Source organism: Pseudogracilibacillus sp. SO30301A, assembly GCF_037072025.1.
Lineage (GTDB): Bacteria > Bacillota > Bacilli > Bacillales > Amphibacillaceae > Pseudogracilibacillus.
Genome location: NZ_JAXHDD010000003.1, coordinates 141,985 through 152,754, shown reverse-complemented (window position 1 = coordinate 152,754; position 10,770 = coordinate 141,985). Strand labels below are relative to the sequence as shown.

General features: G+C 36.5%; 11 protein-coding genes and 2 pseudogenes. 2 read left to right on the top strand and 11 right to left on the bottom strand.

Annotated elements, in window-relative coordinates; translation table 11 throughout:
- Window positions 1-192: 192 nt before the first annotated feature.
- The 4 genes and pseudogenes from SPD89_RS03455 to SPD89_RS03440 all read right to left on the bottom strand — a co-directional run bounded on the left by SPD89_RS03455 (window position 193) and on the right by SPD89_RS03440 (window position 3,543).
- Window positions 193-393 carry a hypothetical protein gene (locus tag SPD89_RS03455; protein ID WP_336260562.1) on the bottom strand — a complete coding sequence of 67 codons (201 nt, stop codon included), beginning with the start codon at window positions 391-393 and terminating at the stop codon, window positions 193-195.
- A pseudogene (istB, locus tag SPD89_RS03450) lies at window positions 390-1,140 on the bottom strand (IS21-like element helper ATPase IstB). Before istB ends, SPD89_RS03455 begins: the two are co-directional and overlap by 4 nt.
- Complete coding sequence (gene istA, locus SPD89_RS03445; RefSeq protein ID WP_336260561.1) at window positions 1,127-2,692, bottom strand: IS21 family transposase; 1,566 nt, start codon at window positions 2,690-2,692, stop codon at window positions 1,127-1,129. Before istA ends, istB begins: the two are co-directional and overlap by 14 nt.
- Window positions 2,693-3,294: 602 nt before the next feature.
- Complete coding sequence (locus tag SPD89_RS03440; RefSeq protein ID WP_336260560.1) at window positions 3,295-3,543, bottom strand: hypothetical protein; 249 nt, start codon at window positions 3,541-3,543, stop codon at window positions 3,295-3,297.
- 288 nt (window positions 3,544-3,831) lie between these two features.
- Between SPD89_RS03440 and SPD89_RS03435 the strand changes: the two genes are divergently transcribed.
- Both SPD89_RS03435 and SPD89_RS03430 read left to right on the top strand, forming a co-directional pair.
- Entirely contained in the window at window positions 3,832-4,008 is a 177-nt protein-coding gene (locus SPD89_RS03435; protein WP_336260559.1) for a transposase, read from the top strand.
- 524 nt (window positions 4,009-4,532) lie between these two features.
- Window positions 4,533-5,015, top strand: a complete 483-nt coding sequence (locus SPD89_RS03430; protein WP_336260567.1) for a tyrosine-type recombinase/integrase — start codon at window positions 4,533-4,535, stop codon at window positions 5,013-5,015.
- Window positions 5,016-5,177: 162 nt separating this feature from the next.
- Here the strand turns inward: SPD89_RS03430 and SPD89_RS03425 are convergent, their stop codons facing one another.
- The 7 genes and pseudogenes from SPD89_RS03425 to SPD89_RS03395 form a co-directional block, all read right to left on the bottom strand.
- Complete coding sequence (locus SPD89_RS03425) at window positions 5,178-6,257, bottom strand: EpsG family protein (RefSeq protein WP_336260558.1); 1,080 nt, start codon at window positions 6,255-6,257, stop codon at window positions 5,178-5,180.
- 432 nt (window positions 6,258-6,689) lie between these two features.
- Window positions 6,690-6,857 (bottom strand): hypothetical protein, encoded by a 168-nt coding sequence (locus SPD89_RS03420; RefSeq protein WP_336260557.1) that lies wholly within the window; start codon window positions 6,855-6,857, stop codon window positions 6,690-6,692.
- A gap of 3 nt (window positions 6,858-6,860) precedes the next feature.
- Window positions 6,861-7,037 carry a hypothetical protein gene (locus SPD89_RS03415; protein ID WP_336260556.1) on the bottom strand — a complete coding sequence of 59 codons (177 nt, stop codon included), beginning with the start codon at window positions 7,035-7,037 and terminating at the stop codon, window positions 6,861-6,863.
- Window positions 7,038-7,208: 171 nt separating this feature from the next.
- Window positions 7,209-7,355: a hypothetical protein gene (locus SPD89_RS03410; RefSeq protein ID WP_336260555.1), complete on the bottom strand. Its 147-nt coding sequence runs from the start codon at window positions 7,353-7,355 to the stop codon at window positions 7,209-7,211.
- 195 nt (window positions 7,356-7,550) lie between these two features.
- Window positions 7,551-8,204 carry an IS1634 family transposase gene (locus SPD89_RS03405; protein ID WP_336260566.1) on the bottom strand — a complete coding sequence of 218 codons (654 nt, stop codon included), beginning with the start codon at window positions 8,202-8,204 and terminating at the stop codon, window positions 7,551-7,553.
- Between the two features lie 99 nt (window positions 8,205-8,303).
- Window positions 8,304-9,342, bottom strand: a pseudogene (locus tag SPD89_RS03400) (IS3 family transposase); the annotation flags it as partial.
- A 206-nt stretch (window positions 9,343-9,548) separates the two neighbouring features.
- The gene (locus tag SPD89_RS03395) at window positions 9,549-10,715 is read right to left on the bottom strand and encodes a nucleotide sugar dehydrogenase (RefSeq protein WP_336260554.1); all 1,167 of its coding nucleotides are present in this window, start codon (window positions 10,713-10,715) and stop codon (window positions 9,549-9,551) included.
- Window positions 10,716-10,770 lie beyond the last annotated feature (55 nt).

Genomic DNA, 10,770 nt, shown 5'->3' with positions numbered 1-10,770 from the left:
GAAGAAGGACATAGGTTAGCCCCACCTCTGCCATCTTTTTGACCCACTCCGGACAAGATATTGATCCACTAATGACAGAAGTGAGCCACTACCATATAGATAGTGACTCCAAAAGTATTATTGATGCAATCCGTTCCGTTTGAGCATATTTATAAATATCCATTGAAACCTAAAACATTCCAATTGCTTTGCTTATTTTAAGCGTTTTCCGTCTAGTTGTTTATCCATAATCTCAAGAGCCCAGCGAACGAGTTCATTATGGTCTAATTCTTCTTCATCCATCCCAATACATGAAGGTAATAGCTTCGCTTCCAGACTCCTCATTACGTCATCAGGTAAATACATGTGAAAGAAATACCTTGCTATACGGAGTTCTACTTCCTCAGGTATCATTTGGTTGCTGCCAATCCATGACGTTCTCTCATGGAGACTGTACCGTCAATAAGTATATTGTAGGAATCGTGTACAATCCTGTCTAGAATGGCGTCTGCTAGTGTACCCTCACCAATCTTATCATGCCAACCTCTCGGATCGAATTGGGAACAAAATAGAGTGGAACCATGCTGATGGCGTGCTTCTATAATTTCAAGAAGATCTCTTGCCTCAGTCTCCTTTAAATGGGGTTAGTAGCCACTCATCTAAGATGAGTAAGTTTACACTCTTGTATTTTTTCATAACCTTCCTGTATGTCCCTTCCCCTCTTGCGATTGCCAATTCGTCCAATAGGTCAGGCAATCGAATGTATTTCACTTTGTGAAATTGACGGCATGCAGCGATACCGAATGCACAGGCTAAGTACGTCTTCCCATTTCCCGAAGCACCCATTAATATAATGTTGTGATGCTCTTCAATATAATTACCTGTTGCTAAACGTAAAATTTGCGCTTTATCTAACTTCCGATCCGGATGGTATTCTATATCCTCAATACACGCTTGTGTGTCACGTAATTCAGCTGATTTGATTAGGCGATCGAGCTTATTGTTTTGTCTTCTAGACCATTCAATATCAACCAGTAATCCAAAACGATCCTCAAAAGATAGTTCTTGGTAATCTGTATTCCTTAACTGCTCTCTAAATGTTTCTGCCATCGCAGACATTCTCATTTCATTTAACTTCGTTAGCGTATTATCTGTTGTCATTATCGGTTCCTCCATAATAATTAGCTCCACGAGTGAATCCATAAGCATTCTCGTTCCTTCGTGTGCTAGATTCTGTTTTTGCACTTTCTAATGGTAATTTATCATGTCCTGTTTTTAAGATAGTCTGTATGCTTTTTAACTTTGGTCTTGGCGTATAAGACAAGACTCTTTCACATGCCTTCTCTATGCGTTCGATGGAGAATTTATCCGCAAGCTTCATCAATCCATATGTGGACTTTAGTCCTTGTTTCTCTGTTGGATAAGATTCTATGATTCTCTCAATTGTTAATAAGGTAGATGGCCCTGCAGCCGCACCCCACTCTAAAATAAATTCCTTATCGAATTCTGCATACTTCCTGTGGTCCCTAGGCATATGATCGGGAAGAGTAATGAAATCTCCATCCGTCTTGGTAGACCTTTTATGAGAAGCAATCCGTATATTCTTATAAAAGGCTTCAATTATATTTCTCGTTACTCGTATGTCTACCGCGCATTTGATATAATCGTAAGGAACTGAATAAAAATTCCCGTCAACTTTTATATGATAGTCAGGTTGGACAACAGTTTTTGCCCAGCTTGCGATCTCATACTGTGAATGAGGCAGGGGCGCTAAAGCGAACTTCTCTTCATTTAAAAACGCTTCCTGTCTATTCCCTTCCTTTTTCTGAAATGGCTTTGTATTGACTATAGCTAGCTTTTCCCTAATAGCTTTGTTTAGTTCCAATAGGGAAAAGAACTTTTCGTTTCGTAAGGAAGCAATTATCCAGGTTGATATATGACCAACATTTCCTTCTACGCTTGCCTTATCTCTTGGACTGCGCACCCGTGCTGGAATAATAGTAGTTTGATAATGTTCGGTCATTTCCTGATAGCTTTGATTAATAATTGGATCAGTACGTGAAGCTTTTGTCACCCCAGTCTTTAAATTATCTGGAACGATAACCCTTGCTACTCCTCCAAAAAACTCAAAAGCATGAATGTGAGCTGTAATCCAACTCTCTGTGTTCATAGACAGGAATCCTTCCACGTACGCATATTGACTACATGGCAATGCAGAAACAAAAATATAAACAGGAATCTCTTCTCCTGTTAAATTATTTGTAAGATGCATGGTTTGTCCTGCCCAGTCTACTTCCATTTGTTCTCCAGGTTTTCTTTTAATGCGCATGGTTGCTTTTGTTTTTCTTGCATACTCGTTGTAAAACCTACAGAATTGTCGATAGCTATATGGAATTTCATCATTCTGCCTGCACTGTAAAGAATACTCGTCCCATAAAAGAGATAATGTCACACCTGATTTAGCCAACTCTTTATGAATATGCTCTCCATCTGGCGTCCGGCGATGATCAGATGATATTTGTTTCTTTGGATACAATATAATTTGTAAATCCAAGTCTGTGATGTCATTTTCCAACGGCCATTGAATATCCTTCTCTTTTGTTCGTTTAAGTACATCTCTAATCGTATTCCTAGAATGACCAGTGCTTGAAGCTATCCCCCTTTGCGTGACTTCCTGTGCATGAAGCCTTAATATTTCTCGATATTTAACCACAAAAAAACCTCCCATATAATTAATAAATTTGCACGAATGTGCTCCTTTATTATATAGGAGAATGGATCAGTTTCGTCTTAAGTGGATCAAATCTATGGCAGAGGTGGATCAAAAAGATGGCACAACCGGTTCAATCGGATGGCTGTAATCAGCAAACTTATTAAAGAAAGGTTAGAAGACTGATAGTAAGACCACTAGCTGTGTAATAGCTGGTGGTCTTTTCCTTGTACTAAGTGGTTCATCTCTCTGCACCCACCGATATTAAACACCGCACTGATAAATCTCATCGAGTACAACATCCGAAGGATTAGGATATATTCTCGGAGCAGCTTCCGCACTCTTGGAGCTTTCGCCCGCAAATGGTGGAGCAAAAGTCCGCAGAGGTGGGGCTATTTAACCGCAGTATTCAAGCTAATACCCTCATCATGTAGTTCCAGAATCTTTCGATAATGGATCATGCAAAAAACCTCCTGTATAAATAATGTCACACTTTTGAATGTGCTCATTAATTATACAGGAGGTATGGTCCGGTAAACAGCTTGTCATTCACTGGTACATTTTGTGGCATTAGTTGGTACAAAAGATGTCACTAGTGGTACATTTCATTGGCTGTAATCAAATTCCCGAATGAGGGACTCTATCGTTTTATGTTCGAAAACAATTCCGGCCAAAATGGTATTCCAAACGACACGAATCGGATAGTCATCCCTACCGTTCTTCCTTTCTTTTTCCAAAATGCGCATCAATTTATCATCGGGCATATATTCAATCGCCAAGCGCAATCGATCTAAATCTCCCAATTCTTCAATTTCAGTCCATGAAAATAAATTCATTTGTGGTATAATAGCCATAACAGATGAACCTCCCGTGGTTTTGGTTTTGTTGTTGTTAACACCATCATAACCCAATTGGGACAAGGTTTCATCTGTTTTTTTGTCTTTTGGGGTGGATTTTGGCTATTTGCCTACATTCATACTCGCCAAAGCGCATTATACCGTTTATTTTTGGGAGAAAATTAATTTTGCGCGGCTCCCAATCCCGCGTTCCGCTTTAGGTTTGGGACATCGCAATTACCTCAAATAGAGAGATTTCCTAGTTTAATATAGTATACAATATTATTAACTTGGGGAGATTGTGATATGGCAAAACGCAGGCAATTTAATGCGGAATTCAAGCAAGATGCAGTCAATTATTATTCATCTGGTAAAACCTTAGGACAGGCGGCAAAGGATCTAAAAATTGGCGAATCTACACTTGGAAAATTGGTGTCAGCCGCCAAGAACAACAATGGTGTGGTTGATCACCGTGGATACTGAAACCATGCCAACGATGCCGAAAAATAAATTGTCCGCCTTAAAAAGGAGTTGCGAGATTCAAAGGATGCCCTTGAAATCCTAAAAAAGGCTGTGAGCATACTGAGCAATTAACAGAAACAATCTATGAATCAACCAATCAAATAACAAAGATACGCAAGATTTCTGTTAACAGTGTGCTCAAAATATTGGGCGTTTCTACATCAGAATATTAGATGGAAAAAGCGAACACCTCAAAACAAGAAATAAGAAAAAAGGATATTAAAACTAAAATCACAGAAATTTATCATGAATCACATCAGATTTATGGAGCGCCCAAAATACCGTCAATCCTACAATGCAGGGGCCACATCATAACCAAAAAACAGTGGGCAACTACATGCGGGAAGAGGGCATAAAAGCCATTTGGATTCGTCCATACGTAAGAACAACTATATATTGATGTACGATACCGCCGGCAGAAATCAGGAAGTACTTAACATAAAAGTCAGTGATATTCGTTTGTCTACAAAGGATTCTCATGCAGTATTAACAGGAAAAGGAAACAAAATAAGAATCGTACCACTCATGCGAGAACCATTGATCACTTTAATATTTATATTCGAATTTTCCATGACGGAAAGGTTACAAATGAATTTTTATTCTACGTTATACAAAAAGAGAAAAGAAAGGCAATGTCAGCTGATAATGTCGCAAAATTTATGAAACGATATCAGAAATTAACGAGGGAACAATGCAATAAAGTGCCTGAAGGTCTTCATCCGCATATGTTTCGTCATTTCAGAGCAATGCATCTTTCCCGCGGTGGTATGCCGCTCCCACTCTTGTCGAAATGGTTGGGACATGCACAGTTGGATACAACTAAGTCCTATGCATATACTGATACACAAATGAAACAAAAAGCTATAAAAAAAGCAACAAACAGCCTAAATCCATTGTCACGGAATCAGAAAGTTACATCATGGCAGAATGATGATGAATTAATCAAACGTCTTTATGGTTTATTATAGACATTATTCCGACCCTTTAAGCTATGAGCCATCAAAAACAAATAAAGACCTTGTGGTTTTGATGGCTAACTTATAAAAGTCGGAATAATACAATATTACAGAAGTCTAGATAAGTGGTGTGAGAAGTCGACTAATCAATTAATGATTAGTCTCCTACTCGATTTATCTAACATCCCAAATGAAATAATATGGGTCGAACACAGAATCTGCTAAAATAACATAGTTATATAATACGAGCGTAAAGATTAAAACCAACATATAAATCACTCTTAAATGCTTGTTTTGCATTTTTGAAAAAAAGAACGGTATTAACAATAATGCATATGGAGCGAAAAAACGTCCTATTCTTTCTACCATTTCGACTTGTAGTGCTAATACGTTAAAAAATGCATAAAAGATAACAGCATTAAACCATATTCGGTGTATAGTGTTTTTCGGGTCAATTTTTTTGATGTTAAATAAGCAAAATGTTAAAAATGAAATTGGCAGAACTGCATTGGTGATTGCCTGTCCCCACATACCATATGAATCGTCAGTGTATTGTTCATAAAAATATTGTTGAGCAAATTGAACAATATTATCGAATAGTAAAATTGTAATTACACTACCAATAACTATTAATATCCAGTTTCGTATTCTGATTCTGAAATTAAGAATAAAATAAAAAGGTATCATTATTATTGCTGTTTTGTGAAATAAAGAAGCAATAATAACAACTAAAACCCATTTAAAAAACTTACGTTCATACAAAAATTTAGAACCAACAAAAACAATTGCAACTGCGAAAATGTGTCTTGTTATATTAAAAGATGCATAGTATGATCCGGCTGTCACAAACATTAAAACACTTAACCATAGATTGACTGAGTACTTTTTAAAGTGATGAAAAAAACCAAAGAGTATAACAAAAGTCATAATAGCAAAAAAATAGATAACATCATCGGTGAAAAGCCCTGTTATTTTATTTAGATATATAAAACCTATTTCGTTTTGAAAATCAGCATTTAGTAAGTCTATAAAACTATACTTATTATAAAGGCTGAAAAGATCCGAATAGTTTTTGTAGTCAGTAGTAAAATCACCTCGAAATGTTGAGATAAAAAATAGTAATACAAAACTAGGTATTATATAAAAGTATGTAGGAAGCTTTTGCTGAAGCTCTTGCTCTGTTACCATATTAACAATCTTGAAAGCTAATCCTAATAAAATTAATGTTATGACTACAAATAGGTAGATTTTCATTAAAAATTTTACTTCCCTTCATACAAAGTCTGTTAAATTGTATCACAAAAAGTAAGAAAAAAGAATTAGAAAGAGAGTGATTAATATTATCCGCACACTAAACTTAAATAGACAAATCACCACAATACTTGAAAATGCATAGGTATTTGCATTAAAAAATAGCTATTATAAAATTGATTCACCTTTATTAAAATTTAATACAATGCTAGTGAGAAGATATTTTAGTAATATGTGTAGAGACAGAGTGATAAAGTACCCGTACTAGAATTGGAGGTAATTTAATTGAATAAGACATTTCATCCTTTACTTAAGGGTGTATATGAATTTCATGTACACAGTGCACCAAATTTATTTGAGAGAAAGCAAAATTGACATTCTTCTCTCTTTCCCTCTTTATTCGACATATTTTATCCATAATCCCTTCTTTATCCGTTAAACCATAACTTTTTCTGCTTGTTTCGAAACGTAGATAGATAAATCATACCCTGCAAGTTCAAGGATTCGTTTACATTGTTCTCTAATATTATCCGGAAGAAAACGAAGTGTCTCTCCATTTTGTTGAATATATATGACTTTAATTCCCCTAAGTTCTTTTAACAATACTTACCCAGTTGGTTGGAACAGTTTCCTATTCCCAGCTAAAACAAGGGGATCCGTCTCTTGTTTCATGTTTTCCCGAACCCAGTTTTCCAAAATGCCATAGATCAGTAGTGCCATTACGAAAACAATTCTCAGTGCTGCCACACGACTAGGTTTTTTCAAGAAAACGCTATCAATCATTTGCGGGCTCTTTAAAATGCGAAAGCGAGTCTCGGTAGCTTCTTGCCCTTTATAGGTTTTAAGAATGTCCTAATTCGTCATTTCCTGATCGTCACATTTATCCGTAATAAGTATGAACGTACTTAATTTGCGTTTCTTTTCTTCTATCACTTCCTTGATTTCCTCCAGACGTTAGAGATGGGGACGATACACCGTTATGGTTTTAGGAACCTCTCCCTTTTTCGGACGTCCCCGCTTTTTCCGTTTTTCGACTTGTTCTTCCGGTCTAATCGTAAACGAATAGTGAAAATAGTGGCTAGAATGTTCCTTTTTAAACATTTCCAAAGCCTCTTGTGCATCTGATTCACAATGAAAAACGGTATTTTCAAATGCATCAATCACCTTTTGAAGTTTTGTGCGTCTTTTCCTAAGTTAAGCAGGAAGGTTTTCTCTTTTTGTTCAGTAAGCTTATCTGAATAGACCACTACAAAGCGATATGAGTAACCATCCAACTCTTCTATATAGGACTGGAGTTTATAGGAAGCAGCCTTTTTTTGATCCCAACTGACCGACCTCTTCCCATTTGTCCTTTCTCCATGCCCTTTCTTTTAGCTCCAAGCTTAAGTTGAATGTTTCCGGAAGTCGGTAGATAAAATGGAGATATCCTCGTATTTCCCTCAGGTTTTCCTTTGTTATCAAAGCGGAATCAGCTTGATAAGGTAGTTGATCACATTCTTCTTTTGACAACATTTCACGAAGTTTTTGAATGAATGTGAAGTTCCACGTTTTATCATCGGTATTTCCGTTTTCTATGGTGGCTAGAACTGGGATACGCTCAGATGTAACACTCATACCAAGTACAGTCTGTTTTAAATTAGGGCAATGTTGCTTACTGTGTCCGTACGTAATTTCTAAATCCTTTGATGATTCATCCGACTTCTCTATTTTTTCTAATGTATTGTACTCTCCGTATACAGAGTAAGATGTCGTATCATTATGCAGTCTGCCAAGTGGTATGCCCAGTTTAAGGCAGGTTGAAATGGCCAACGTTGAATACACTTTCCACGGGTTGGCTTGGAACAGCGCATCAATTGAGCGTCCTAGTAGTACGTATTCATTTAAATCTTCAGCCTTCACATCTAAACGAAACAACATCTCTACATCTTGTTCTTCAAAAAATTGTTGCACGTGATACAACGGTTACCGATCACAAAGCATATTAATAACCAGTGCCTTTAATCGAGTTCAAGGGGTAGATTGCAGCTTTATTCATCCCACTCCATTTCTCGCAGCGTTAAAAATCAAGTATTTGACGTGATTTACTTCTTCTTTCTTTAAAATCGCATGAAAAGACTCAATACAAGCGTTGTCATAGGGACTTCCCTTGTGGCTAAAGGAATGTGTCATCATATAGATCTGAATCTTTTCGGAGAAAGAATCACTTGTATATTGTGAACCCAAATCAGAATGGAATATGACGCCATCATCAGGCTTCAGTGTGACATAAGCATTTTCTAAAGCCTTTTCTACCAATTCAGTTGTCATTGATCGTGAAAATGAATATCCAATTACTTTCCTGGAATGTAGATCTAATACAGATGCAAGATAACACCAACCATCACGAAGCGTGTGAATATACGTTATATCACCAACCCACTTTTGGTTAATCGTTGTCGTAGAAAATCCCTGTTAATAATATTTTCTCGTTCTACAATCTTTTCTTTACTAGGTGTCGGACGGAATTTTTTAACGATTATGGATCGGATACCAGCTTCTTTCATCAAGCGTTGAACTCGTTTTAAGCTGATCTTGTGCCCCTGTTTTTCAAGCATTTCATGAATCTTAGGTGCACCATATCGTTCCTTACTCTCTTCATGAATCTGTACGATCTTTTCTGTGAATACACGGTTTTCACGGTCACGATTCGATTCTGTTTTATTTAAAGATTGGTAGTAGGTACTTTTAGGTATATCAAGCGTTTCGCACATCGTACGAATGGGATAATCATCTTTATGTTCTGTAATAAATTCAGTTAGTTCTGTGTCACTTACTTTCGAGCGAATATGGCCATAGCCTTTTTTAGGATTTCAAGCTCCTGTTTCAAGCGAAAGTTCTCTTTTTCAATGGCATCTATATCTTTCGGAGTAATCCCCTTGCCATCGGTTCCTTCATTCGGGGTTAAATCCTTAATCCATTTATAAATGGTGACATCAGATACGCCATACTCGCTGCTTAAATCTTTTACAGAACTTCCAGAATTATAAAGATCGACAATCATTTTACGGAAATCATCGTTATATCGTTTCCCATTATTTCTTGTACTCATCGGACACATCCTCCTTGAAATTCATTGTATAAATTTAACTTAGATGTGTCCATGAAACTATACTAGCATCAAGGTTCCAAGCCCATATTTGCCGTTCACTAAGGTTTTTATTAGTAAATTCACCATTAAATATTTTATCTTCTATTATCTTTTTTTAATTGAATATGAAGTGGAATAGAATTTGTATAATTCACCTCTAATATAACTTAATCTCTGCTAAACAAATCTCTCGTATACACTTTTTCTTTTACCTCTTCAAGGCCTTCTGATAATCGGTTAGCAACAATAACATCAGAAACCTCTTTAAAATCTCCAAAATCCTTGATAACTCGTAATCCATCAAATTCATTAGCTTCCAACACCGGCTCATATACAACAACATCTATACCATAATCCTTAATCCGATCAATAACTCCTTGGATCGCTGATTGTCTAAAATTATCCGATCCCGTTTTCATCGTTAAACGATAGATTCCTACAACTTCCGGTTTTCTAGTTAAAATCATATCTGCAATGTGAGCTTTTCTTGTATCATTGGCATCAACAATAGCTGTGATGATATTATTTGGAACATCTTTAAAGTTCGCTAATAATTGCTTAGTATCCTTCGGCAAGCAGTATCCACCATAACCGAATGAAGGGTTGTTATAATGGTCACCAATCCGTGGATCATAACCAATTCCTTCAACAATCTGCTTCGTATCTAAACCTTTTAACTCCGCATATGTATCTAACTCATTAAAGAAAGAAACACGCATAGCAAGATACGTATTAGCAAACAGTTTGATTGCCTCAGCTTCGGTAGAATCTGTAAATAACATAGGGATATTCTCTTTAATTGCACCTTCAGCTAATAAATTAGCGAACTTCTTTGCACGTTCAGACTGTTCCCCTACAATAATCCTAGAAGGATACAAATTATCGTACAACGCTTGTCCTTCTCGCAAAAATTCTGGCGAGAAAATAATGTTGTTTGTATTGAACCTCTCACTAATAGCTTTCGTATAACCAACAGGAATGGTAGATTTAATTACCATCGTAGCATCCGGGTTAATAGTTAATACATTATCAATAACTGTCTCAACAGAGCTTGTATCAAAAAAATCCTGTTCTGGATCATAATTAGTAGGGGTTGAAATGATGACAAATTCAGCATCTTTAAAAGCTACTTCCGTATCCATCGTTGCCCTTAAGTGTAAGTCTTTCTCTGTTAAAAACTTGGATATTTCAGTATCAACGATCGGTGACTGCTTATTATTAATTATATCAACTTTCTCTTGCACGATATCTAATGCAATTACTTCATTATGTTGAGCTAATAGAACAGCGTTGGATAGACCGACATAACCAGTGCCCGCGACAGTGATTTTCATTTATTCACATCCTCGTATAAAAGTATCTTTTATTATTAACATATTTTGAAGTTCT

Bases quoted from the DNA above. Each gene is read 5' to 3' on its own strand.
- SPD89_RS03455 (WP_336260562.1), bottom strand. From the start codon at position 393: ATGATACCTGAGGAAGTAGAACTCCGTATAGCAAGGTATTTCTTTCAC.
- SPD89_RS03440 (WP_336260560.1), bottom strand. From the start codon at position 3,543: ATGGCTATTATACCACAAATGAATTTATTTTCATGGACTGAAATTGAA.
- SPD89_RS03435 (WP_336260559.1), top strand. From the start codon at position 3,832: ATGGCAAAACGCAGGCAATTTAATGCGGAATTCAAGCAAGATGCAGTC.
- SPD89_RS03425 (WP_336260558.1), bottom strand. From the start codon at position 6,257: ATGAAAATCTACCTATTTGTAGTCATAACATTAATTTTATTAGGATTA.
- SPD89_RS03415 (WP_336260556.1), bottom strand. From the start codon at position 7,037: ATGATTGATAGCGTTTTCTTGAAAAAACCTAGTCGTGTGGCAGCACTG.
- SPD89_RS03410 (WP_336260555.1), bottom strand. From the start codon at position 7,355: ATGTTTAAAAAGGAACATTCTAGCCACTATTTTCACTATTCGTTTACG.
- SPD89_RS03395 (WP_336260554.1), bottom strand. From the start codon at position 10,715: ATGAAAATCACTGTCGCGGGCACTGGTTATGTCGGTCTATCCAACGCT.